The sequence below is a fragment of the Blastococcus sp. Marseille-P5729 genome (assembly GCF_900292035.1).
Classification (GTDB): domain Bacteria; phylum Actinomycetota; class Actinomycetes; order Mycobacteriales; family Antricoccaceae; genus Cumulibacter.
Window position 1 is genome coordinate 653,897 of sequence record NZ_OMPO01000002.1, and the last position, 23,393, is coordinate 677,289.

General features: G+C 68.7%; 22 protein-coding genes. 10 read left to right on the forward strand and 12 right to left on the reverse strand.

Annotation, left to right across the window (positions count from 1 at the left end; genetic code table 11):
* Positions 1 to 33 precede the first annotated feature (33 nt).
* Positions 34 to 1,050, forward strand: a complete 1,017-nt coding sequence (locus tag DAA40_RS11705) for an ATP-binding cassette domain-containing protein (protein WP_106849879.1) — start codon at positions 34 to 36, stop codon at positions 1,048 to 1,050.
* Entirely contained in the window at positions 1,047 to 1,799 is a 753-nt protein-coding gene (locus tag DAA40_RS11710; protein WP_106849880.1) for an ABC transporter permease, read from the forward strand. Before DAA40_RS11705 ends, DAA40_RS11710 begins: the two co-directional genes overlap by 4 nt.
* A gap of 409 nt (positions 1,800 to 2,208) precedes the next feature.
* On the opposite strand, the gene DAA40_RS11715 is transcribed toward DAA40_RS11710, so the two are convergent.
* Entirely contained in the window at positions 2,209 to 3,366 is a 1,158-nt protein-coding gene (locus tag DAA40_RS11715) for a serine hydrolase (RefSeq protein ID WP_106849881.1), read from the reverse strand.
* Positions 3,367 to 3,565: 199 nt separating this feature from the next.
* Between DAA40_RS11715 and DAA40_RS11720 the strand changes: the two genes are divergently transcribed.
* The 4 genes from DAA40_RS11720 to DAA40_RS11735 all read left to right on the forward strand — a co-directional run bounded on the left by DAA40_RS11720 (position 3,566) and on the right by DAA40_RS11735 (position 6,024).
* The gene (locus DAA40_RS11720) at positions 3,566 to 4,648 is read left to right on the forward strand and encodes an S-(hydroxymethyl)mycothiol dehydrogenase (RefSeq protein ID WP_106849882.1); all 1,083 of its coding nucleotides are present in this window, start codon (positions 3,566 to 3,568) and stop codon (positions 4,646 to 4,648) included.
* A complete protein-coding gene (locus DAA40_RS11725) occupies positions 4,648 to 5,271 on the forward strand; it encodes an MBL fold metallo-hydrolase (protein WP_199849719.1) in 624 nt (207 codons plus the stop codon). The genes DAA40_RS11720 and DAA40_RS11725 overlap by 1 nt, the downstream gene beginning before the upstream one ends.
* A gap of 64 nt (positions 5,272 to 5,335) precedes the next feature.
* The gene (locus DAA40_RS11730) at positions 5,336 to 5,590 is read left to right on the forward strand and encodes an antitoxin (RefSeq protein ID WP_106849883.1); all 255 of its coding nucleotides are present in this window, start codon (positions 5,336 to 5,338) and stop codon (positions 5,588 to 5,590) included.
* Positions 5,587 to 6,024, forward strand: a complete 438-nt coding sequence (locus DAA40_RS11735; RefSeq protein WP_106849884.1) for a type II toxin-antitoxin system VapC family toxin — start codon at positions 5,587 to 5,589, stop codon at positions 6,022 to 6,024. Before DAA40_RS11730 ends, DAA40_RS11735 begins: the two co-directional genes overlap by 4 nt.
* 216 nt (positions 6,025 to 6,240) lie before the next feature.
* Here the strand turns inward: DAA40_RS11735 and DAA40_RS11740 are convergent, their stop codons facing one another.
* The 6 genes from DAA40_RS11740 to pdxH form a co-directional block, all read right to left on the reverse strand.
* Positions 6,241 to 7,203 (reverse strand): LLM class F420-dependent oxidoreductase, encoded by a 963-nt coding sequence (locus DAA40_RS11740; protein ID WP_106849885.1) that lies wholly within the window; start codon positions 7,201 to 7,203, stop codon positions 6,241 to 6,243.
* A 325-nt stretch (positions 7,204 to 7,528) separates the two neighbouring features.
* Entirely contained in the window at positions 7,529 to 8,539 is a 1,011-nt protein-coding gene (locus DAA40_RS11745) for a DUF6802 family protein (protein WP_106849886.1), read from the reverse strand.
* 269 nt (positions 8,540 to 8,808) lie between these two features.
* Positions 8,809 to 10,062, reverse strand: a complete 1,254-nt coding sequence (locus tag DAA40_RS11750; protein WP_106849887.1) for an ABC transporter permease — start codon at positions 10,060 to 10,062, stop codon at positions 8,809 to 8,811.
* A complete protein-coding gene (locus tag DAA40_RS11755; protein ID WP_106849888.1) occupies positions 10,059 to 10,949 on the reverse strand; it encodes an ABC transporter ATP-binding protein in 891 nt (296 codons plus the stop codon). The genes DAA40_RS11750 and DAA40_RS11755 overlap by 4 nt, the downstream gene beginning before the upstream one ends.
* An 88-nt stretch (positions 10,950 to 11,037) precedes the next feature.
* Complete coding sequence (locus DAA40_RS11760; protein WP_234356350.1) at positions 11,038 to 12,405, reverse strand: MFS transporter; 1,368 nt, start codon at positions 12,403 to 12,405, stop codon at positions 11,038 to 11,040.
* On the reverse strand, positions 12,402 to 13,046 hold the full coding sequence (gene pdxH, locus DAA40_RS11765; protein WP_106849889.1) for a pyridoxamine 5'-phosphate oxidase: 645 nt from the start codon (positions 13,044 to 13,046) through the stop codon (positions 12,402 to 12,404). The genes DAA40_RS11760 and pdxH overlap by 4 nt, the downstream gene beginning before the upstream one ends.
* Positions 13,047 to 13,157: 111 nt before the next feature.
* On the opposite strand from pdxH, the gene serC reads away from it, so the two are divergent.
* A complete protein-coding gene (serC, locus tag DAA40_RS11770) occupies positions 13,158 to 14,276 on the forward strand; it encodes a phosphoserine transaminase (RefSeq protein WP_106849890.1) in 1,119 nt (372 codons plus the stop codon).
* A 45-nt stretch (positions 14,277 to 14,321) separates the two neighbouring features.
* On the opposite strand, the gene DAA40_RS11775 is transcribed toward serC, so the two are convergent.
* Entirely contained in the window at positions 14,322 to 16,556 is a 2,235-nt protein-coding gene (locus DAA40_RS11775; protein WP_234356351.1) for a thiamine pyrophosphate-dependent enzyme, read from the reverse strand.
* A gap of 170 nt (positions 16,557 to 16,726) precedes the next feature.
* Between DAA40_RS11775 and sepH the strand changes: the two genes are divergently transcribed.
* Together sepH and DAA40_RS11785 are read left to right on the forward strand one after the other, a co-directional pair.
* Complete coding sequence (gene sepH, locus DAA40_RS11780; RefSeq protein ID WP_158716397.1) at positions 16,727 to 17,815, forward strand: septation protein SepH; 1,089 nt, start codon at positions 16,727 to 16,729, stop codon at positions 17,813 to 17,815.
* Between the two features lie 78 nt (positions 17,816 to 17,893).
* Complete coding sequence (locus DAA40_RS11785; RefSeq protein ID WP_106849893.1) at positions 17,894 to 18,709, forward strand: RNA methyltransferase; 816 nt, start codon at positions 17,894 to 17,896, stop codon at positions 18,707 to 18,709.
* Between the two features lie 8 nt (positions 18,710 to 18,717).
* Here DAA40_RS11785 and DAA40_RS11790 read toward each other — a convergent pair whose 3' ends face one another.
* From DAA40_RS11790 to DAA40_RS11805, 4 genes are read right to left on the reverse strand one after another with little or no spacing between them, the layout of a single operon-like run.
* Complete coding sequence (locus DAA40_RS11790) at positions 18,718 to 19,545, reverse strand: thioesterase family protein (protein ID WP_158716398.1); 828 nt, start codon at positions 19,543 to 19,545, stop codon at positions 18,718 to 18,720.
* Complete coding sequence (locus DAA40_RS11795; RefSeq protein ID WP_158716399.1) at positions 19,542 to 20,876, reverse strand: MFS transporter; 1,335 nt, start codon at positions 20,874 to 20,876, stop codon at positions 19,542 to 19,544. Before DAA40_RS11795 ends, DAA40_RS11790 begins: the two co-directional genes overlap by 4 nt.
* Complete coding sequence (locus DAA40_RS11800) at positions 20,873 to 21,307, reverse strand: MarR family winged helix-turn-helix transcriptional regulator (protein ID WP_199849720.1); 435 nt, start codon at positions 21,305 to 21,307, stop codon at positions 20,873 to 20,875. The genes DAA40_RS11795 and DAA40_RS11800 overlap by 4 nt, the downstream gene beginning before the upstream one ends.
* 46 nt (positions 21,308 to 21,353) lie before the next feature.
* Positions 21,354 to 22,919, reverse strand: coding sequence for an NCS2 family permease (locus DAA40_RS11805; RefSeq protein ID WP_106849896.1), 1,566 nt, complete (start codon positions 22,917 to 22,919; stop codon positions 21,354 to 21,356).
* A gap of 129 nt (positions 22,920 to 23,048) precedes the next feature.
* On the opposite strand from DAA40_RS11805, the gene DAA40_RS11810 reads away from it, so the two are divergent.
* A complete protein-coding gene (locus DAA40_RS11810) occupies positions 23,049 to 23,267 on the forward strand; it encodes a DUF2530 domain-containing protein (protein WP_106849897.1) in 219 nt (72 codons plus the stop codon).
* Positions 23,268 to 23,393 lie beyond the last annotated feature (126 nt).

Sequence of the window (23,393 nt, forward strand, 5' to 3'; positions counted from 1 at the left end):
GATCTGACCTAACTGATTCCTAGCGTCGATTCCATGACGACCATACCCGCGATCGAGACAGTCGATCTCACCAAGACCTTCCACCGAGGCGGCCAGCGAACTGTCGCCGTCGACCGGCTCAACCTCACGATCAAGCCCGGCGCGCTGGTGGCCTTCCTCGGGCCGAACGGCGCCGGCAAGTCAACCACCCTCCGCATGCTCACCACCCTCCTGACCCCGACCTCAGGCCGGGCGCTGCTGCACGGCCTCGACGTGGCGCGGGATCCCGCCGGGGCACGTCGCCGGTTCGGCTTCGTCGGCCAGGGCAACGGCGCCGGAAGCCTGCAGCACGGGCGCGACGAGGTGATCGGTCAGGCGATGGCGCACGGCGCCAGTCGCCGGGCCGCGACCCTCCGGGCCGACGAGGTCATCGAGGCACTGGACCTTGGCGAGCTCGCCCGCCGACCGGTGCAGCAGCTCAGCGGCGGGCAGCGCCGCCGCTTCGACATCGCAATCGGGTTGGTGCATCGCCCGGAGCTGCTCTTTCTGGACGAGCCCTCGACCGGCCTGGACCCGCAAAGCCGTGCGCACCTGCAGGAGCTGATCCGGGATCTGCACCGACAGACCGGCTCCACGATCGTCCTGACGACGCACTACCTCGAGGAGGCAGACGCGCTGAGCGAGCGAGTCGTGGTCATCGACCACGGCAGGATCATCGCCGACGCCTCGTCCCGCGAGCTCAAGACCGCGCTCGGGGACCTCGTGCAGGTCCACCTCAGCAGCCCGCAGGCCGCGTCGTACGCCGCCTCGACCCTGACGCGCAACGGCACCGCGGCGGACTGTGATGGGCACACGATCCGCGTGCGCACCAACGACGGGCCCCGCGCCGCGCTCGCGATGCTCGACCGGCTCCGCGACAGCGGACATCCCGTCACCGGACTCGAGGTCGCCCGACCCAGCCTCGACGACGTGTTCCTCGACCTCACCGGCCGCGCCCTGCGCGACGCCGGGCCCGTACCCGACGAGACCGAGACCCAGCCCCGCCCCACACCGCAGGAGGTATCAGCATGAGCATCGCATCCGTCGTCCGCCACACCGGGATCGTCCTCGAGCGAGAAGCCCGTCCGCTGCTTCGCTCGCCGTTCCAGATCCTCATCTCTCTCGTACAGCCACTCGTGTTCCTCGCGATGTTCGCCCCCTTGCTGCCCGGGGACGATCTGGGCGCGACCCTGCAGTGGTTTGTCCCGGGCATGGTCGCGATGGCTTGTCTCACCGCGTCGTCCATGACCGGGTCGAACTTGATGCTGGAGATGCAGACCGGCTCGCACGAGCGGCTGCTGGTCTCGCCGTTGTCTCGCAGCGGTCTGCTGCTCGGCCGCGCGCTGAAGGAGGCGCTGCCGGTCGCCGCCCAGACGCTGGTGCTGGTGCTCGTGGCGTGGCCCTTCGGGTTCACCCCGCACGCCCTGGGGATCGCCGTCGCGATTGTGTTGCTGGCCCTCTTCAGCGTCGGCGTCGGCGCGCTGTCGTTCGCGCTCGGACTGGCCAGCAAGGACCAGGACTGGATGTTCTGGACCGTGCAGCAGACCCTGCTGTTCCCGGTGCTGCTGTCGGCCGGCGTCCTGCTCCCGCTGGACGACGCACCCGGATGGTTGCGGTGGCTGTCGCAGGTGAACCCACTGACGCATGTCGTGGACGCGACCCGCGAGCTGTTCGACGGACATGTCCTCACCGGCTCCGTGGGCGTCGGCTTCATCGCGGCGCTGGTCCTGCTGGCAGTCGGCCTGCTGGTGGGCATCCGCAAGATGCAGCGCGCACACTGAGCGGCCGGTCTCGCGAGGCGGCGTCGACGAGCAGGTCGACGCCGCCTCGCCACGCAGCGTGTTGCGTAAGCCGTTCGCGGACGAACGCTCGTCGACGAGGAAGCACACGCTCGTCGACGACCGCGAAGCGGGCGGAGACGCCGCAGGACGCCCGCTCCCGCACCACGTGATGAACCCGCGCGCTAGGAAGGAGAATCCAGGGTCGCCAATACTCCCGTCCTGCGTCGTCTCTGCGCGCCTGCGGCGCTCATCGACGACCGTGCGAACCGACCGCCGCGCCCCGCCGGGCCGCTCATCGACGACCGTGCGAACCGACCGCCGCGCCGGCGTCATCGACGAGCGAGTGAATCGGCGCTCATCGACGAGCGTATGAATCGACCCCCGCGCCGCGCGCCGTGGTCGGTCCCGGCTACGCCAGCGAGGCGTACACCGCCTGCTCGAACTCCTGGTACAGCGCGAACGCCCCGGTCGAGACGAACGGCAGGGTCTGCGAGTAGATTGCGGCGGTGATCCCCGACGTACGGTCGATCCAGAAGTGCGTGTTGCACAGGCCGGCCCAGGCGCCCGTACCGGCCTTGCGCATGCCGGGGAGGTCGGCAGTGTTCAGCAACAGCCCGTAGCCCCACTTCCAGCCGGGGCCCGCGACGAAGTCCTCGGTGAAGCCACGGTCCGCGCTGGGGATGGCCTCGGGGAAGTCCAGCTCGCCGATCTGGTTGGTGAAGGCGGCATCGACCGTCTCCTGCTGGAGGATCCGCGCGCCGTTCAGCTCGCCGCCGCGCAGCAGGGCCCGCTGGAACTTGATGTAGTCATTGGGTGTGCTGTAAAGCCCGTGCCCGCCGGGGATCAGCTGCGGATCCGACGCGTAGTCCACCCCCGAGTCCGCCCAGCTGCCGTCCTGGCCCACGACCTGCACCGGGGTCAGCCGCGGGCGCTGGCTGTCGGTGACGGCGTACGTCGTGTCGCTCATACCCAATGGCTGCAGGACGCCCTCGGCGACCAGCTCGTCGAGGCGCCGTCCGGCTGCCGCGGCGGTGACCGCGCCGAGGACGTCGGTGTTGATGCCGTACTCGTAGCGCTCGCCGGGGTCGAACATCAACGGCGCGTCGAGCATCTCCTCCGTGCCGCACAGGATGCCGGGGTAACCGGTGACCTGCTCCCACTTGTGCAAGGCCTGGTTGAAGAACATGTAGGCGTGGCCCGCCGTGTGGGTGACCAGCTGCCGCACGGTGGCCTGCGTCCTCGGCGCACGGTACTGCGGGATGTCGTTCTCGAAGCCGGTGAGCACCTGCCGGTTCGCGAAGTCCGGGAGATACTCCGCGACCGGCGCATCCAGCGAGAGGGATCCTTGCTCGACCTGCTGTAGAGCCGCGGTCGTCGTGATCATCTTCGTCATCGACATGATTCGATAGACGGTGTCGCAGTCGGCCGGGGAGTCGTCGTCCGGTCCAAGCGTTCCGGCGGAACCTTGGTAGCGGACACCGTCCGCGTCGGCGACGATCGCCGCGACGTTGGGGACCGCCCCGTTCTCGACCGCCGAGGCGAGTACGTCGTCGATTTGCTTGCTCATGAGTCCTCCACGGCCGGTGCACTGCTGTGCGTCAGGGAACATCCGGAGTATGTCAGCCGCCCTCTGCGCCTGGCAATCGACGCCGCTCGCCGGCAGCGAGCACCTAGCCCGTCGCATCGCCATGGGCTGATTCGAGCACGGCGTGCGACAGATGCTCGCATTAGGATCGATGCATCCGACCCAGGAGAGAGGTGGCAGCATGCCGCAGACCGTCAAGGGAGTCGTTGCGCGCGCCAAGGGCGAGCCGATCACCATCGAGAAGGTAGTCGTCCCCGATCCCGGTCCGGGCGAGGCGGTGGTCAAGATCCAAGCCTGCGGCGTGTGCCATACCGACCTGCACTACCGGGAGGGTGGCATCAACGACGAGTTCCCCTTCCTGCTGGGGCACGAAGCGGCGGGCGTGGTCGAGGCGGTCGGTGACGGCGTTACCGAGGTCGCGCCCGGCGACTTCGTCGTCCTGAACTGGCGCGCGGTGTGCGGGCAGTGTCGCGCCTGCCGTCGCGGCGACCTGAAGTACTGCTTCAACACCCACAACGCCACCCAGAAGATGACCCTCGAGGATGGCACCGAGCTCTCCCCCGCCCTTGGCATCGGCGCGTTCATCGAGAAGACACTCGTCGCTGCCGGGCAGTGCACCAAGGTCGACGAGGCCGACCCGGCGGTCGTCGGCCTGCTGGGCTGCGGCGTGATGGCCGGGGTCGGTGCTGCCCTGAACACCGGGGGCGTGACCCGCGGGCAGTCGGTGGCGGTCATCGGCTGCGGCGGCGTCGGCGCGGCGGCGATCGCCGGCGCGCGGCTGGCGAACGCCGCGAAGATCATCGCGATCGACATCGACGACAAGAAGCTCGAGTGGGCGACCGAGCTCGGCGCCACGCACACCATCAACTCGAAGCAGAAGGACGCCGTCGAGGGGATGCGGGAACTCACCGACGGCAACGGCCCGGACGTCGTCATCGACGCGGTCGGCCGGCCCGAGACCTTCTCGCAGGCCTTCTATGGCCGCGACCTCGCCGGCACCGCCGTCCTGGTCGGCGTCCCGACACCCGAGATGAAGTGGGAGATTCCGCTGATCGACCTGTTCGGACGCGGTGGCGCGCTGAAGTCGTCGTGGTACGGCGACTGCTTGCCCTCCAGGGACTTCCCGATGCTCGTGGACCTCTACAAGCAGGGCATCTTCCCGCTGGAGAAGTTCGTGAGCGAGCGGATCGGCCTGCAGGACGTCGAGGCTGCGTTCGAGAAGATGCACCACGGCGAGGTGCTGCGATCGGTGGTGGAGCTCTGATGACCGCACGCGTAGAGCACCTGGTCACCTCAGGCACCTTCAGCCTCGACGGCGGCACCTGGGATGTCGACAACAACGTCTGGATCATCGGTGACGACGAGTCGGTGATCATCCTGGACGCGCCGCACGACGCCGAGGCGATCATGAGGCAGGTAGGCGAGCGCAAGGTCGTCGCGATCGTGTGCACCCACGCCCACGATGACCACGTCGCCCAGGCGCCGCGGCTGCGGGAGCTCTCCGGCGCGCCGATCCTGCTGCACCCTGCCGACCGGGAGCTGTGGGCGCTTACTCACCCCGACGTCCAGCCCGACTCGGACCTCGAGGACGGCGAGGTCATCACGATCGCGGGCACCGACCTACAGGTGATGCACACACCCGGCCATGCACCCGGTGCGGTGTGCCTGTACGCCCCCGATCTCGGCTGCGTGTTCACCGGCGACACGCTGTTCAACGGCGGGCCAGGCGCGACCGGGCGCTCGTTCAGCGACTATCCGACGATCGTCGATTCGATCCGCACCCGGTTGTTCACCCTCCCGCCTGACACCGTCGTCCACACCGGTCACGGCGACGACACCACGATCGAGGCCGAGCTCGGCAACGTACCCGACGACAAGCCCGCGTAACCAAGTGCTCTGCGGGACAGTTTGACAGCATGGCATCATCCTGCATGATGCTATGCTGTCAACTATGCGCACGACGGTTACCCTCGACGCCGATACGGAGTCCCTCGTACGACGGCTGATGCGCGAGCGTCGCGTGTCCTTCAAGCAGGCACTCAACGACGCGATCCGCGCCGGCGCGCCCGGGGGCACCCGGCCGGCCTCCTTCACCACAGAGGTCCGAAGCATGGGGACGCCCACCGTCCCGCTCGACAAGGCGCTGCAGCTCGCCGGCGAGCTCGAGGACGAGGAGCTCGTGCGCCGAATGCGAACCGGCAAGTGAAGGTCGTCGACGCCAACGTGCTGCTGTATGCGGTGAATACCGACAGCGCCCATCACGATCCCTCCCGTCGTTGGATCGATGCGTCATTGAGCGGGGCGGACACGGTAGGTTTCACCTGGCTCGCACTGACCGCATTCATCCGGCTCTCGACAAAGGTCGGGCTCTTCCCCGCTCCGCTCAGCGTTGGCGAGGCGACCAGCCAGACACGCGCCTGGCTCGAGGCGCCGGGAGCGCGGCTACTCGAGCCGGCCAACCAGCATCACGACGTCCTCGAGCGGCTGCTCGCCAGCGTCGGCGCGGGCGGGAACCTGGTCAACGACGCTCATCTTGCAGCCATCGCGATCGAGCACCGCGCGGCGATCGTGTCGTACGACGGGGACTTCGGCCGGTTCGACGGCGTCCGTTGCCACCGCCCTGACGACCTGCTCGCCTAGCCCCTAGTTCTCTGGACACGGCTGAGATCATCGGCGGCAGAGTGCCCCCGGCCGAGAGGCTCCCTGCGGGGGATCACCCACTTGATGCGGAGCGATGACCGGTCCACGGCCCGCTTGCTCGGTTGATCAAGCATTCTGTGGGGCGGTGGAGCACGCTATCGGGCCCCGTAGCGTGCCCGACTGCCCCGCAGGTCGGGAGCAGGCTGGGCCACCTCGTCACAGACCGGCGATGATCTGCTCCATCGCGGGGAGCAGCTCGTCGTCGTACGCCAGGCCGGGGACGTAGTAGATGACGTAGTCGGCACCGGCTTCGAGCACCGCTTCCGTGCGGGAGCGGATCTGCTCGGCACCGAGCGTCATGATCTCGCGCCACTCGTCGGCGCTCCAACGCGAGCCGCGCGCCTTGGCCGAGGCCTGCTCGAATCCGCCGTCGTCCGCCATCGGGAACGCATTGATGCTCGTCGATATGGTGATGTCGTCAATGTCGCGACCGACCCTGTCACAGTGCCTGCGCAGCACGTCGAGCTTCTCGCGAACGACCCGTGGGCTTCCGGCACCGATGTTGCACGCGTCGCCATACTGCGCCACGAGCTTGAGGGTGACCTTCTCACCGCCACCGCCGATCCACAGCGGGATCTTCCGGCCGGGTGCCGCGCTGCGCGGCAGGTTGATCGGTTCGTCGATCCGGTAGTGCTCCCCGTCGTACGTCGGGGCGTCCTCGGTCCACATCGCGTGGACGATCTCGACCGCCTCGCGGAAGGCCTTCATCCGTGGCGGAATGTCGGTCCACTCGTAGCCGTAGGCCTTCCACTCGTGCTCGTACCACCCCGCACCTATCCCGGCATAGAGCCGTCCGTGCGACATGGCGTCCACCGTCGAGGCCGTCTTGGCGTAGAGCGAGGGCTGGCGGTAGCCGTTGCAGCCGACCATCTGCCCCACGTTCACCCGCGTGGTCTCGCGGGCCAGCGCGGCGGAGGACGTCCAGCACTCGAAGGTGACGTTCTGGCTGGGTTCAGGAATGGTGTGGAAGTGGTCATAGACCCAGATCGAGTCCCAGCTGCCCTCGTCTGCTTGCTTGGCGACCCGGACCATCGCCTCGAACGCCTCCGCCGGATCGGCGATGTCGTTGAGATCCTGCCGCCAGCCCTGAGGTACGAAGACCCCGAATCGTGCCGCCATCGCCGTCTCCCGTCGTGCGTTCTGGTCCGGTCACCGCGAGGCTATCGCTCCGGCCGATGCTTATGCACGGCAAACGCTCACCCCGGCGATAACATCATGGCAACCGCTCGAATAACGCCATCGCCCGCGGGCCCGGCTGGCCCGAGCGAGCCAGCTGGTTGCTGATGGGTGCATTCGGTCACCGGCCGGCCCAGCTGCTCGGGTCGCTCCCCGAGGGCGACGATATGTGGTTGCTGAGCTGCACCGGCCCCAGAGGCTGAACGACCGCCAGGAACCGACTGATCGGTCCCCGGCGGCCGTCCAACCCCGCTGGCGCGCGAGCGCCTCAGCTCTGCGCGCCCGCGCTCTCCTCGGTCACGTTGGTCCACTCTCCGGTCTGCGGATCGTAGACCTCGTGGTTGACCAGGGTTCCGTCGTTCTCGTCGAGGACGATGATCTGGTCGGCCACGCCGTCCTGGTCGGTGTCGACGTAGTACTCGACGTTGCCCTCGCTCTCGACGACGACCGTGTCGGCGACGCCGTCGCCGGTGATGTCGAGCGTCGGCTCGCCGACCGCGATGTCCTCGCCGTCGATCGAGACGGTCATGTCGGTGCTCGCACCGGACGTCGGACCGTCCTCAGCACCGGACTGCGCAGCCGGCTCGTCGCTACTGGGGCCCGAATCGCTGCTGGTCGGCTCGGCCTCCGCACCGTCCGCGCCACCCATCGCGCTGTGCATCCCAGGGCCCTGGTCGTCGTCCGAACCGCCGCCGGGGCCGTCGGCGCCTGCGTCGTCGGACCCGCTCGTGCCGTCGACGTCGCCAGTCCCGGACTCGTCAGAGTCGGCGCCGGTCCCGGAATCGTCGGAGTCGGCGGCGGAGTCCGAGTCATCCGAACCCGGGCCCGAGCCACCGGGGCCGGTGTCGTCGGAACCTGAACCGTAGCCCGAGTCGGGACCCGAGCCCGGTCCGGATGCACCAGAATCCCCGGCTCCACCGCCGAACTCATCCATCGCGTGGACGTCGGGTACTGCCGCGTCACCGTCGGGGTCGACGTAGTACTCGACCTGGTAGCCGGGGTCCTGCACGGCGGTGTCAGCCGCGCCGTCGCCTTCGGAGTCCAGGGTGGCCTGGCCGGCGTCGTACGACGTCTCGTCGAGGGTCATGGTGATGGACTCGTCCTGGCCGGCCCCATCGTCGATGTCGTCGGTGCTGCCGTAGTTGGTCTGCGTGTAGTCGGTGGTGGCTGCCGTGTCGTCGCTGTCAAAGACATGGTTTCCGGCGTCGGTGTCGTCGGCACCGGCGTCGGCGGAGCCACCGTCGTCCAGACCGAAGTCCGGATCAATATCGTCGCTCATCGCGTGCTCCGTATCAGTTCTCATATGGCCCGCGCGGCTCGCCGCGGCGGGTTCAGTTAGGTAATGCAGTAGCGCTCGGCGGGGTCCGTCGAGTGCCACATGGTTCAGGTTGTGCACCGAGTAGGAGCCGATAGCCGGCGGGATGGTTCCGGCGATGAGTTCCTTGCAGGCGGCCTAGACCGGTACGACAGGACGCCACAACGGCGAATCTACCCGCCTCGGCTCCACACCGCGGGCCAGGCTCCCGAGGACGTCCACCCGCTCCCGGGCTAGATCGCGCTGCCGTCTTCGTCGCGGGCCAGCGCCTCCCTGACCTTGAGCTTTCCTGAGGTCCTCAGCAGCGCACCGGAGTAGATCCGGGCGGCCACCCGGACCAGCAGATAGACCGCGATCACCTGCAGGAGGATGGCGATCGCGTACTGCCACATCGGGACGGAGGTCATGGCCGCGCGCACCGGCATCGTGGTCGGCGAGATGCCCGGGATCATGCTCAGCACGGTCGACAGGGCGTCGTCCGGCGTGCTCAGCACGCGGAAGGCGAGGAAGAAGGCGATCATCGGGACGAAGGTCAGTGGCATCAGTGCCGAGCCGAGGTCCTCCTGCCGTGACACCAGAGATGCCGCGGCCGCAGCGAGCGTAGCGAAGAATGCGTAGCCCAGCACGAACCAGGCGAGCACCTGCAGGATCGTCGACCAGCCGCTGGCCGGGATGTCGACCAGGTCGCCGGCGATCGCGGCCACCACGCCGATGCCGACCACGAACAACAGCTGCCCGAACCCGAGCAACCCGAGGCCGAGGACCTTGCCGGCGAGCAGCTGGCGCGGCCTGACCGTCGTCATCAACAGCTCGACCACGCGGCTGGACTTCTCCTCGACGACGCCTTGGGCCACGAACTGGATGATCATCATCAGCATTCCGTAGGCCAGGCCGACGGCGACCATGGCGATGATGCCGCGTTGCAGCTCGTCGCCGGACGACGCCGACAGCGATTGCTCCTCGAGCGGTTCGACCTGCATCACCTCGGCGAGCTGGGCCGGGTCGATGCCCGCCGCCTGGGCCTGCTCGATCATGACGGTCGACTGGTGGGCGCCCTGCAGGATGCCGTTGAGCGCGGTCGGCAGGGAGCCGTCGCGGATCAGGGTGTCGCCGTCGAGGACGGCGTCGGCGTCGTCCGCCAGCAGCTCCTCGCCCGCCGCGCGGTCCGCGACCTCGACGAACTCGACCGCGACCCCTGCCTGCTCGGCGTTGGCTTGCGCGATCTGCTCGAACTCCTGGCTGACACCACCGACGACCGCGACCTGGTAGTCGTCCCCACCGCGGTTGGCCAGCACGTTGAACCCGATGACGGCGACGATGATCAGCACGAACACCGCCATCGAGATCAGGTAGGCCCGGTCGCGCAGCTTGGTGCTGATCTCGCGCCGGGCTACCTGGGCGGTCAGGGAGATGTTGCTCGGACGGCGGCGCACCTGCCCGGGACCGGCCGGACCTGCGGTGCTGCGCGTCGTGCTTGGGGCGCTCATGCTGCCACCGCCTCACGGAAGATCTCGGTCAGGGTCGGCGCCTTCCAGACGAACCGCTCGACGGCGCCGATCGCGAGCGCGGCTTGCAGGATCTCGTTGGCCACCTCGGGGGAGGTCGGCGTGAGGACGGCGCTGGTGCCCGTCTCGCTGGCCTCGACGACGTGCGGCAGCTGACGGGCCCAGCCGGGCTGCGCCCCTGCGACGGTGAGCAGCAGCTGCTTGCGCGACTCCTTCGCGCGCAGCGAGTCGACCGGCCCGGCGGCGACCATCCGCCCACCGCTGATGATGCCGACGGAGTCGCACAGCCGCTCGACGAGGTCGAGCTGATGGCTGGAGAAGATGACTGGCGCACCGGCGCGGGCCTTCTCGGTGAGCGCGTCGAGCAGGGCATCGACGGCGACCGGATCGAGACCGCTGAACGGCTCGTCGAGCACCAGGATCTTCGGGTCGTGCACGAGCGCCGCGGCCATCTGCACCTTCTGCTGGTTGCCCAGGGAGAGCTTCTCCAGGGTGTCCTTCGGCTCATGCTTCACGCCGAGGCGCTCGATCCAGTAGTCGGCCGAGCGTTTCGCCTCGTCAGCGGGCATCCCGTGCAGCTGCGCGAAGTAGGCCAGCTGCTCGGCAGGCCGCATCTTCGGGTAGAGGCCGCGCTCCTCGGGCATGTACCCGATGGACTGCCGCGTCTCGGCGTCCATCGGCGCCCCGTTCCAGGTGATCTCGCCGCGGTCCGCGCGCAGCAGGCCGAGGATGATGCGCATCGTGGTGGTCTTGCCCGATCCGTTCGCGCCGCAGAAGCCGAACAGTTCCCCTGGACGTACTTCGAACGACAGGTCGCGCAGCACCACCTTGTCCCCGAACTGCTTGTCGACGTTCAGGATGCCGAGCACGTGCCGGCCACCTCGCTCTCTGAAGTCCCAGGTCAGACGCCGTCAAACAAGCCTGCCACACCTAACTCATGGCACTCCATGATGGTTGTCATCCACCGGACGCGGCGTTCGTCTCACCCGCGGCGGACGGCGGACGGTAGCGCCACAGCAACCCGAACGTCAGCGCGATCACGACCATGAGGACGACGATCGTCAGGCCCCCCGACCAGAGCGCGACGGTCGGGGTCAGCAGGGAGGCCATCAGGCCGAGGCGGACGTCGCCCAGCCGCGGGCCACCGGCGACAACGACCATGAACACCCCCTGCATACGTCCGCGCATCTCGTCCGGAGTGAGCACCTGCAGCATCGTCATGCGCAGCGACGCGCTCACCAGGTCGGCGGCCCCGGCGACCGCCAGGCAGACCAGCGCCAGCACGAGGTCGCCGGTGAACGCGAAGGCGGCGATCGCGATGCCCCACACGGCGACCGAGACGATGATCGTGGCGCCGTGCCGGGTGATGTGCGAGATCCAGCCCGAGAACAGGCCCGCGAGCACGGCGCCGATCGACGCGCCGGCGTACAGCCAGCCGATCGAGCTCTCGCCGAAGCGGCTCTCGGCCAACGCCGGGAAGACCGCGAGCGGCCAGCCGAACACCATCGCGATGAGGTCGACGATGTACTGCATGCTCAGCAGCGGCTGAGTGCGCAGATAGCGGAACCCGTCGATGGTGTCGCTGATCGCGGTGCGGATCGGGCTCCTGCCGCCCGTGTCCTGCGCCGCCGGCATGACCGGGAGCCCGATGAGGGTGAGCACGGCCAGCGCCAGCAGCGCGGCCTCGGAGAGGTAGGCCCAGTTGACACCGAACCTCGCGACGAGGACCCCGGCGACCAGCGGCCCGATGATCATCGAGGCCGACATGGTGCTGGAGGCGATCGTGTTGGCCGCCGGGATGAGCGCCTCGGGGATCAGCTTGGGCAGCATCGCCGCCCGCGCCGGACGGTAGGCGGCGGCCGCTGCCGACTGCAGCGCCACCAGCACCCATACCACCCACACGTTCTTCAGCCCGAGGAACGCCTGCAGATACAGCAGCACGCTGGTGAGCGCGGTCAGCAGCGTCGACCAGATGACCAGAGTGCGCCGGTCGACGGTGTCGGCGAGCGCACCGCCGATCAGCCCGAAGGCGATCAGCGGTACCAGCACCCACAGGCTGGTGTAGCCGACCATCGCGCTGCTGCCGGTCATCTGCCATACCTGGACGCCGACCGCGACGATCGTCATCTGGGCGCCGACCTGGGTCAGCAGGTTGCCGAAGAACAGCCGCCGGAACTGCACGTACCGGAACGGCCGGGTGTCCATAGTGACGCGGCTCAGCCGCCGGAGCTTGCGGGGCTCGGCCTGACGGCCGGACGCCGTCGCGTCGGCGGCGTCGGGTGACGTCGTGGGACCGGGGTTCGAGGAGGAGTCGCTCTGGCTCACGGAGCAAGCCGCTCGCGCACCCACTGCTCGCCGTCGCGGCGGAAGCGGAAGCGGTCGTGCACCCGGCCGACGTTGCCCTGCCAGAACTCGATGACCTGCGGCATCAGCCGGTAGCCACCCCAGTGCTCCGGCCGCGGGACGCCGTCGGGGTTGGCCGCGGTGAGCTCCTCGACGCGGCGCAGCAGGCCATCGATGCCGTCGATGACCTGCGACTGCGGACTGGTCGCACTGGCGATCTGCGACTCTGCAGGACGGGAGGCGAAGTAGGCATCGGATGCCTCCGACGGCAGCCGTTCGACCAGCCCCTCGACGATGACCTGCCGGTGGATCGGCAGCCACGCGAAGCAGGCGCTCGCACGCGGGTTCTCGTCCAGCTGGCGACCCTTCGTGGATTCGTAGTTCGTGAAGAACTCGAAGCCGTCGGAGTAGCCGCGCATCAGCACGGTGCGGGCCCGGGGTGCGCCGTCCGCGCCGGCCGTGGCCAGCACCATCGCGTTGGGCTCGCGGACGCCGGCCGCCGCAGCACCCTCCAGCCAGCTGGCGAAGATGTCCAGGGGGTCGTCCGCGAGCTGGTCGTCGTCCAGCCGGGCCAGCTCATACCGGATCCGGTCGCGTCGGACGTCGAACTGCCGGTCGCTCATGGTCCTCACTCTCCCAGCGGACAGCCTATCGAGGCGTGGCCATAGGCTTGACGGGTCGGCCGGTCGAGCGCCGCCGGCACGCGCGAGATCACCCTGGACGAGAGCGTACGCATGAGCGAGCACATCGAGATCCCACCGGCCCTGCTACCCGAGGACGGACGGTTCGGCAGCGGACCCAGCCGCACCCGCTACGAGGCGTTGGAGGACTTCGGCCAGGTCGCGCCGTCCTACATCGGCACCTCGCACCGGCAGGCCGGCGTACGAGGCCTGGTCGGGCTGGTGCGCCACGGGCTGCTGGAGCTGCTGGGTGCGCCGTCCGGCTACGAGGTCGTGCTCGGCAACGGCGGATCGACCTTCTTCTGGGACACCGCCGTGCACAGCCTGATCGAGCGCCGCGCGCAGCACCTGAGCTTCGGCGAGTTCGGGGGCAAGTTCGCCAAGGCAGTCGCCGCCGCACCCTTCCTCGAGGAGCCGACGGTGCGCAGCGCCGAGCCCGGCACCGGTGTCGCGCCCGAGCCTGAGGCCGGCGTCGACGCCTACTGCTGGCCGCAGAACGAGACCTCGACCGGCGTGACGGTTCCGGTGCAGCGGGTGAACGGCGATCCCGGATCATTGACGGTGATCGATGCGACGTCCGCCGCGGCGGGCATCGCGGTCGACGTCAGCCAGACCGACTGCTACTACTTCGCGCCCCAGAAGGGATTCGCCGGAGAGGGCGGGCTGTGGATCGCCGTGCTCTCCCCCGCCGCGATCGAGCGCGTCGCGGCGGTCAAGGCCTCCGGGCGCTATCAGCCGGCATCGCTGGATCTGCAGCTGGCGATCGACAACTCCCGCAAGGACCAGACGTACAACACGCCGTCCGTCTACACGCTGTTCATGCTCGCCCACCAGGTCGACTGGCTGATCCGCGAGGGTGGGCAGCAGTGGATCACCGAGCGGGTGAGCGCCTCGTCCGCGAAGTTGTACGACTGGGCCGAGGCCTCCTCGTACGCCACGCCGTTCGTCAAAGACCCCACGCTGCGCTCTCCCGTCGTCGGGACGATCGACCTCGATGACTCCGTCGATGCGAAGGCCGTGGCGGCTCACCTCCGCGCGAACGGGATCCTCGACACCGAGCCCTACCGCGGGCTGGCGCGCAACCAGCTGCGAGTCGGCATGTTCGTATCGACTCCCCCATCGGACGTCGAGGCGTTGACCCACTGCATCGACTACGTCGTCGAGCGCCTCTAGCGGGTCACGCAGGACAGCCGAGTCGGCGACCACCGGGTGAGATCGCTAGATCGGGCGGAGGTGGGCGCCGTGTGGCTGCGGCTGGAGCATCTGCCGCGCCGCCTCCTCGATGGTCTCCTCGCCAAGCAGCACGAGATTCGCTGCGTCCGCGAGCGGCACGAAGGAGTCGCGGCTGGTCACCCGTGCCAGCTGGCCGCCGTACTCGAGGTCGACCAGAGCGGCGCACACCGACTCCGACACGCCACCAGAGCAGCGCGTCTCGTCCGCGACTAGGATCGCCTTGGCGGTCGCGGCCTCGGCACGCAGCGCGTCGAGTGGCAACGGCCGCAGCCACCGCAGGTCGAGCACGCGGACGACGTGGCCCTCCTGGTTGAGCCGATCGGCCACCCGCAGCGACATCGGGACACCGTTGCCGAACGTGACGATGGTCAGGTCGCTCTCGCCGGCCGATGAGTCCGGGATGTAGTGGCGTGCCTGGCCGATCGCGATGTGCCCGTCGGCCCACTGCTCGGGCGCGGCGTACGCCGACAGCAAGCCCCCATCGCCGTCGCTGAACAGATCGCGTGAGTGGTACAGGGCGATGGGCTCGACGAACGCGCTGACGGTGCCATCGACGTCCGCCGCCGCCAGCAAGGTACGCACCATGGCTGCGGCGTCGTCACCCCGGCTTGGGACGGCGACGACCAGGCCGGGAATGTCGCACAGCGCGGCGACCGAGTTGTCGTTGTGGAAGTGGCCGCCGAAGCCCTTCTGGTAGGCCAGGCCCTGGATCCGCACCATCATGCCGTTGCGGTAGCGGCCTTCGGAGAAGAACTGCGCGGTGGCGGCCTCGCCGCGGATCTGGTCGATCGCGTTGTGCAAGTAGGCGAGGTACTGGATCTCCGGCACCGGAAGCAGGCCGCTGACCCCCAGGCCCAGAGCCAGCCCGAGGATCGACGTCTCGTCGAGCAGCGTGTCGAACACCCGCGCGATGCCGGCCCGCCGCTGCAACCGCGCCGTCGTCCCATATACGCCGCCCTTGCGGCCGACGTCCTCGCCAAAGACCAGCATCGCGTCGTACGCCGCCAGAGAGTCGACCAAGGCGCGGTTGATGGACTGCGACAGGGTCAGCGGGCCCTCGGCCTCGGGAAGCCGGCCCTCGAAGAGCTCGGCGCGGCGATCCGGTGCGGCCGGTCGTCCTGCGCGCTCGGCGACCTCGGCCGGCCGGGACGCCGCCAGCGGCCCGATGACCTCCTCGGCGGTGCGCAGCTTGGGCAGCGCCACCACCTCGTCGGCGATCTCGGCGACGCGCGTGCGGATCTGCTCGTACTCGGCGATCCCCTCGTCCGGGCTGGTTCCGGCATCGACCAGCGACCGCGCGGTCGCCAGCAGCGGATCACGCGCGTAGTCGGCCTCGATCTCGGCGGCGGACCGGTACGCCACCTCGGCATCCGAGCCGGCGTGCGCCATGAACCGCACGGTGCGCAAGTGTAGGAAGGCAGGTTTCCGCGTACGACGTACGTAATCAGCGGCATCGCGCGCCACCATCACCATCTGGTCTGGGTTATCACCGGAGCCGGTGAAGTACCGCAGCCCCGGCCGCTCGCCGTACGCCGTCGCGATCCAGCCGCGGGGTGTGCGAACCGAGATCCCGATCCCGTTGTCCTCGCACACCATCAGTAGCGGCATCGGCAGACCTTGATATGCCGTCTGAATCGCGGTGTTGATCGCCGACACGGAGGAGGCGTGGTTCGCCGATGCGTCGCCGAAGCTGGCGATGCAGATCGCGTCGTCCGGCCAGGCGCACGGCACCGCGAGCTTGCGAGCCCGCCCGATCGCGAAGGCAACGCCCATGGCCCGCGGGAGATGCGAGCCGATAGTGGAGGTCGTCGGCACGATCGCCAGCTCGTGCCGGCCGAAGACCTTGTGCCGGCCCCCGGAGATCGGGTCTGCGGTGGACGCCGCGAGGGACAGCAGCACGTCGCGGACGCCGTCCACGCCGTCCACCTGTTCCGCGCGAGCGAGGTAGAACGCTCCCGAGCGGTAGTGCAGGAAAGCCGGGTCGGTCGGTCGTAGCGCGGCGGCCACATACGCGTTCGATTCGTGACCTGCCGAGCCGATGGTGTAGTACCCCGTGCCCGCTGCCCGCATGATGCGGGCCTGGAAGTCGAGCAGCCGGCTGCCAGCCTGGGCACGAAAGATCCTCCAGAGTTGGTCCGCGGCGGCATGCGGCGTCGCGCCGGGCCGGTGCGAGCGAAGTGACGATTCGAAGTGCAGGTCGATCGGCTCTCGCTCGGACACGGTCGCTCCTCGGCTGGGTCGGGCTTTCCCCATGTTAGGGGCGCGGCAGGCGCCCAGGCACGGCACGCCCATGATCCGCGAACGGCGCGCCACCCCGTCCGGGGCAAACGATGCGCGTAAGGTTGGCTGAACGCGAGGATCGACCTCTGCAAGGAGGAGGACAGCCCAGGATGCGCCCACTGCGCTTCGTCGCACTGTCAGAGGACGGCAAGCACTTCGTGCTCGCCCCTGACGTACCGGAAGCGATCGACAATGGCGAGCGCTTCCTTCTCGCCCTGGACGACCGCCTGCGGGCCGCGGCGCGCGGCGACATCAGCCGCCTGGGGCAGATCGAGCTGGAGATCGAGTCGCAGCTGCGCCCCCGCGAGATCCAGGCCCGCATCCGGGCCGGCGAGACCCCGGATGCGGTGGCTGCGGCCGCTGGCATCCGCATCGAGCGGATCATGGCGTACGCGCACCCGGTATTGCAGGAGCGTGCGGTGATTGCGCAGCGGGCCCAGTCGGCGCGGGTGAAGATCGAGGACACCTCGGCGCATCCGCCGACTCTGCTCGAGCTCATCGAGAGCCGCCTGCTCGTGCGCGGACTCGACGACACTCCGATCAGCTGGGACGCCCGCCGCCTCGAGAACGGCCAGTGGGAGGTCTCCTCCACCTGGCAGAACGACGACAAGACGGTCACTGCCCACTGGCGGTACGACCTGCAGAACGGCATCGTCTACCCCGGCACCAAGGACACCGTCGCGCTCGTCGAGCCCAAGCCTCGGCTGGCGGCGGTCCCGGTGCCCGTGGAGGACCCCTCGCTGGGCGAGGACGCCGCCCCGATCCCCCTCAAGCGCGAGCGCGCCGATCAGGACGACGCCCCACGCCGCCGTCCGCGTCCCAGGCCGGCCGCGGACGATCTCGACCAGCTATTCCTGCCGGAGGAGATCGACGACGCGATCGACCCGGGGCATCTCGCCAACGCCGGTCGCCGTCCCGAGCTGCGCGACGACGACATCGACGAGCCGGTGGCATTCGAGCGTCCGCCGGCATCGGCCCGACCCGCCGGGGGCGCGGCGCAGCAGCCCGGGAACGACGAGCACTCCGGCCGCCAGAAGGCTCCCACCGGCTCCAACGATCAGGCAGCGGCGCAGCGCCGTCCGGCTTCTGCATCTTCGGCACCCCAGGACGGCCCGGACGACGAGTCGGCGGCGAAGGACAAGAAGCCGCGGATCCCGAGCTGGGATGACATCGTGTTCGGTGTCAAGAAGCGCAAGTAGCGCCTGTAGCACGACTCGCGCAGTGGCCCGCGCCTCTGGCGCTGGACGCCGGCTGCGTGCAGTCGGGAGAGTGCCGGCATGCTCATCACCGACCCGCAGGACCCCCGTCTCGACGACTTCCGCGATCTGACACGGGCCGACCGCCGTCCCGATCGGCCCGGTGGCCAAGGGCTCGTGATCGCCGGGGGCGTGCCGGTCGTCGAGCGGCTCCTCGCCTCGCCGTACCCCGTGCGGGCGATCATGGGCGTCGAATCGAAGATTGCCGCGTTGCCGGACACGCGTGCCGTGCCGTCGTACGTCGTGCCGGTCGAGGTGATGGACGAGGTCGTCGGCTTCCATCTCAACCGCGGTGTCCTCGCCTGCGCGGACCGAGCACCCGCCCCCTCGTTCTCGGCGTTGATCGCGTGCGCGAGCCGGGTGCTCGTGCTTGAGGGGGTTGGCGATCACGAGAACCTCGGTTCGCTCTTCCGCAATGCGGCGGCGTTCGGCGCGGACGGCGTCGTGCTCGGGCCACGCTGTTCGGATCCGCTCTACCGCAGGGCGGTGCGGGTCTCGATGGGCAACGTCCTGCGGGTGCCGTTCTGCTCGGTCGGCACCGAGCCGTCAGCGCGTTCCGCGAGGCGTGACGAGATCGGCTGGCCGCAGGCGCTGCACGAGCTCCGGGCGGCCGGTTTCGAGGTCCTCGCGATGACTCCTGATGCATCCGCGATCGACCTACGAACGCTCCCGGCGTCCACCTCCAAGGTCGCGGTCCTCGTCGGCGCTGAAGGCCCGGGACTGACCGACCTGGCGATGCGGGCCGCGACCCGGACGGTTCGGATCCCGATGGCCGATGGCGTCGACTCCCTGAACGTGGCGACCGCCGCGGCGGTCGCGCTCGCCCACTTCGCCTGAGGATCGGGTTAGTGACCGGTTTTCCCGCGATCGTCTCGCTTGGGCTGAGGCGGCATCGCGAGCTGGCGGCCGCGCGCGACCAGGGTGCCGGACGTGTCCCACAGATCGACGTCCTCGCAGCCGTACGGCGCCGAGCCGTACGGCGACCCGTAGATGCGCATCAGGACGACGTCGCCGACCGGCTTGCAGTAGGTGGTCACCTGCATCTGGAGGGTGGGTGCCCACCCGAAGTTGCCCTGCGCGAACGCGACCGGCGGCCCGATGTCGGAAAACGCGACCAGACCGAGGGTGTCCAGGGGTCGTCCGTCGCGGAAGCGCACCCAGCAGTAGAGGTCGTTGCGTGGCTGCATGCCCCGCTCGAGACCGAGCCCGGGCACGAACCTCATGTCGACTGCCTCCCGCATCGCGGGTGCGCCCTTCTCGCCGCTGAGGTCGGGGCATTCGTCGATCGGCGGTACGTCAGGCATCGGCTGCTCGACGTAGGTGTCGCCGAGGGTCTCCGGAAGCCGGCCCAGGGTCACCAGCGACGTCACCCGTGCGACGCCGTCCTGAACGATCCGGGCCGTCGCGCTGCTGATCCGGCGTCCGACCTTGGCGACGTCGACCTCGATGTCGAACGGGCCGGGCGTCACCTGGGCCGAGAAGACGGTCGACACCGCGAGGTGGTCGAGGCTGGTGTCGATCACCTGCCCGACGGCCTGCGCGTTGATGCCCTGCAGGTAGCCGCCGTTGATGAACTGGCCACCGATGTTCCACGCGGGATCGCACTCACCGCGATGCAGCACGCTCTCGCTGCGCCGTTCGAGGGCGAACGCCTGGTCCAGCCGGTATGTCACGTGATCTCCTCCATGGGCTCGCGACGATAGGGAATCATTGTCTCGTTGCCGATCTGGATCTGGAGGCGGGGTCGGCTGCGGATGTGGGCCTCGATCTGCAGGCCGCCGAGACGGCGCACGAGGATGCCTCCGATGATGACGGCGGCCAGGGCGGTGATCGCGCCACAGATGGCGATGGTGAGCTGGATCCCCATCAGGTCGGTCATCCACCCGACGATCGGTCCGCCGAAGGCTCCGGTCCCCATCAGTGCCACGAAGTACAGGGCCATGACCCGTCCGCGAGTAACTGAGTCGACAGACAGCTGAACGGCCGAGTTGGCCGAGTTCAGGAAGTAGAGGCTCACCACGCCGACCGGTACGAGCATCGCCGCGAAGACCCAGTAGCTGCCGACCCATGCGATGGCGATCTCGCTCAGACCGAACAGCAGCGCCGCCATCACCAGGCTGCGCAGCCTAGGCCGGGACCGCCGGTTGGCCGCCAGCAGCGCGCCCGCGAGGGTTCCCACCGCGAGCGCGGAGGCGAGCAGTCCGTACTCCGCGGCGCCCTGCTGAAAGACGTGCGTCGACACCAGCGGGATCATCACCTGCAGGTTGAGCCCGAACAGCGAGACCATCGATGCCAGCGCGATGATCAGCAACAGATCCGGCCGGCCGCGCACATAGCGCATCGCCTCACGCACCTGGCCTGGTTCGCGAGCGGCCCGTTGGACGCCGTACGACTGCGACATGTCGATCATGCTCAGCAGCACGATGATCCACACGCTGGATACCGCGTTGATCAGGAAGACCGGGCCGATCCCGATCCAGCCGATCAGCAGACCTGCCACCGCGGGTCCGATCAGCCGTGCCGCATTGAAGGAGGCCGCATTGAGGCCAACCGCGTTGACCAGGTCCTCCGGGGGCACCAGCTCACTGGCGATCGACGTCCGCGACGGGACTTCGATCGCGTTCGCGATGCCGAGCACGAGGGCGAGCAGGTAGACATGCCACACGACCACTACCTCGGCGAGGACGAGCACTCCCAGGACGGCGGCCGCGATCGCCACGGTCGCCTGGGTCGCCCTCTGGACGTTGCGCTTGTCCATCCGGTCCGCCAGCACACCGCCGACCATGCCAAGGACCAGCGTGGGCGCGAACTGCAAGAAGGTGATCAGGCCGATGGCCACCGGATCCTGATCGGTGAGCACGAGCACCAACCAGTCCTGGGCGATGCGCTGCATCCAGGTTCCGGTGTTGGAGAAGATCGCGCCGATGGCGTAGAGGCGGTAGTTGCGGTGGCGCAGCGACCGAAAGACGCCCGTGCCGCTGGTCGAAGCCTCCGCGCGGGTCACTCCCCGATCAGCCGCATGAGGATGAGGCTCGCCTCGACCAGGGTCTGCTTGTCCTCCTCGGAGAGATCCTTGATCTGATCCGCGAGCCAGGCCTCGCGTGTCCGCGCCTCTTCGGCGAGGATCTCGTGGCCCTTGTCAGTGAGGCTGACCAGCACCTGCCGGCCGTCGTTCGGGTCACTCTTGCGAGTGACCAGGCCATAATCGTGCAACGTGGTGATGACCCGCGTCATCGACGGAGGCTGCACGTGCTCCCGCGCGGCCAGCTCGCCCAGGGTCAGCTCGCCGGCGGCCTGGATGCTGGCCATGGCGGACAGCTGGGTCAGCGTGATCCGCCGCGCGCCCACCGCGCGGAGCCGACGCATCGTCCGCGTGGTCGCGACGCGCAGCACCCCCGCCACGTTGACTGGGCCGGATCCCGATTCGGTGCTCACAAGTAGTTAGATTAGCAAAGCACCCACAGTTTTCGGGAACGCGAGATCAGGAGAACAGCTGCCTGATCGGGTCGATGGCGAAGTAGATCACGAACAGCACCGTCACGATCCACATCAGCCAGTGGATCTCACGGCGCTTGCCGGTGACGACGTGCAGCAGCACCCAGGCGATGAACCCGGCACCGATGCCGTTGGTGATCGAGTAAGTGAACGGCATCAGCGCGATCGTCAAGAAGATCGGGACGACTTCGGTGAAGTCGCGCAGATCGAGCTCCTTGACCTGCATGATCATCAGCGCACCCACGATGATCAGCGCCGGGGCCGCCGCCTCGCTCGGGACGATGTTGACCAGGGGCGCGAAGAACATCGCGATCAGGAACATGACGCCGGTGACCACCGAGGCCAGGCCCGTGCGGGCGCCGTCCGCGACACCGGACGTCGACTCGATGTAGGTCGTGTTGGACGAGACGCTGGCCGCGCCACCGGCGACGGCCGACAGCGAGTCGACGACCAGGATCCGGTCCAGGTTGTCGACCTTTCCGTCGTCCTTGAGCAGGTTCGCCTCCGACGCAACCGCGACGGTGGTGCCCATCGTGTCGAAGAAGTCGGCCAGCATGAGGGTGAAGATGATCAGGATCGCGCCGATGGCCGAGGCCTGGAAGGCACCGAAGAGGTCGACGTCGCCGATGATCGACAGGTCGGGTGCGGCGACGACCTGATCGGGCAGAGCGGGAACGTTCAGCTGCCACCCGGTCGCGTTGGCAATCTCGCCGTCCGCCCCGATGTGCGGGCCGACCTTCGCGATCCGTTCGATGATGATCGCCAGGACCGTGGCGGTGATGATCGCGATCAGGATCGAGCCGCGGACCCGCTTGACGTAGAGCACGGCCATCAGCAGGACGCCGATGACGAACACCAGCACCGGCCAGCCCTTCAGCTCGCCGAACTGCCCCATCAGCACCGGGGCGCCGGTCTCGTGTGGCTGGGTGAATCCGGCGTCCTTCAGGCCGATGAAGGTGAGGAACAGACCGATGCCGACCGAGATCGCGATCTTCAGCTGGTGCGGGATCGCTTCGAACACCGCGCGGCGGAAGCCGGTGACGACCAGCAGCGTGATCAGCACGCCTTCCAGCACGACCAGGCCCATCACCTGCTCCCAGGGCAGCTGGAACTGGGCGATCGCCGCGACCTGGGCGTTGATGCCCAGGCCGGCGGCGAGGGCCATCGGGAACTTGCCGACTACACCCATCAGGATCGTCATGACGGCGGCGACCAGCGCAGTCGTCGAGGCGACGGCGGCGAACGGCAGCTGGGCGCCGGTCATGTCGGCGACACCGGTCAGGATGATCGGGTTCAGCACGATGATGTAGGCCATCGTGAAGAAGGTGGTCAGGCCGCCGCGGATCTCACGGGCCATCGTCGATCCGCGTCTGGTGATCTCGAAGTAGCGATCGAGGCCGCCGCGCGCACCGGACGCCTCGCCCCCGGGCGTCGGGCCCGCACCGGACGTCGTGCCCGACGGGTGGACGTCGTCCCGGGCCGGATCGGGCACTGCGGACGCCCCTCGCGCGCTGTCGGCCCGGCGTACGTCATCCGGTCGGTTCTCGCTCATGCCTCGCCCATTCGTTCATGTCGGTCGGCCCCCGGTGTGAAGACCAGGTGAGAGAAACTACCGGAGCACTTCGGGAGCCCACTAGCCCGCCGGGCCATTCGTGAGCGAGACCACCGCTAGTCTGGTGCAGTGCCCCAGCAGCTGCGTCCCGCTCCACCGCCCGATCAGGTCGATACCCGCCGTCTCGTACTGATCGGCACGGCCCTGTTTGCGCTGGCCGCGGTCGTGATCGCCCTCGTTCCGTCGCTGCGCGTGCGAAGCGACGGACTGTGGCTGTGGACCGCAATCGCAGGCGCGGGGCTGGGCGTCATCGGCCAGCTGGTCATGCGCTGGCAGAAAGCCCCCTAACCACTACCCGCCAAAAGTTCTTTTCGCCATACCCCTTGCACTCGTACTCGAACGTATGTACGATGTTGATAGATGCCGAGGGAGGTGACCACCATGGACAACCAGCCAACCGACCACAGCGAGACA

Coding starts and splice junctions, on each gene's coding strand:
- DAA40_RS11745 (WP_106849886.1), bottom strand. CDS start 8,539: ATGAGCGACGATATTGATCCGGACTTCGGTCTGGACGACGGTGGCTCC.
- serC (WP_106849890.1), top strand. CDS start 13,158: ATGAGCGAGCACATCGAGATCCCACCGGCCCTGCTACCCGAGGACGGA.
- DAA40_RS11805 (WP_106849896.1), bottom strand. CDS start 22,919: ATGAGCGAGAACCGACCGGATGACGTACGCCGGGCCGACAGCGCGCGA.
- DAA40_RS11785 (WP_106849893.1), top strand. CDS start 17,894: ATGCTCATCACCGACCCGCAGGACCCCCGTCTCGACGACTTCCGCGAT.
- pdxH (WP_106849889.1), bottom strand. CDS start 13,046: ATGAGCGACCGGCAGTTCGACGTCCGACGCGACCGGATCCGGTATGAG.
- DAA40_RS11730 (WP_106849883.1), top strand. CDS start 5,336: ATGCGCACGACGGTTACCCTCGACGCCGATACGGAGTCCCTCGTACGA.
- DAA40_RS11710 (WP_106849880.1), top strand. CDS start 1,047: ATGAGCATCGCATCCGTCGTCCGCCACACCGGGATCGTCCTCGAGCGA.
- DAA40_RS11740 (WP_106849885.1), bottom strand. CDS start 7,203: ATGGCGGCACGATTCGGGGTCTTCGTACCTCAGGGCTGGCGGCAGGAT.
- DAA40_RS11705 (WP_106849879.1), top strand. CDS start 34: ATGACGACCATACCCGCGATCGAGACAGTCGATCTCACCAAGACCTTC.
- sepH (WP_158716397.1), top strand. CDS start 16,727: ATGCGCCCACTGCGCTTCGTCGCACTGTCAGAGGACGGCAAGCACTTC.
- DAA40_RS11715 (WP_106849881.1), bottom strand. CDS start 3,366: ATGAGCAAGCAAATCGACGACGTACTCGCCTCGGCGGTCGAGAACGGG.
- DAA40_RS11750 (WP_106849887.1), bottom strand. CDS start 10,062: ATGAGCGCCCCAAGCACGACGCGCAGCACCGCAGGTCCGGCCGGTCCC.
- DAA40_RS11720 (WP_106849882.1), top strand. CDS start 3,566: ATGCCGCAGACCGTCAAGGGAGTCGTTGCGCGCGCCAAGGGCGAGCCG.
- DAA40_RS11725 (WP_199849719.1), top strand. CDS start 4,648: ATGACCGCACGCGTAGAGCACCTGGTCACCTCAGGCACCTTCAGCCTC.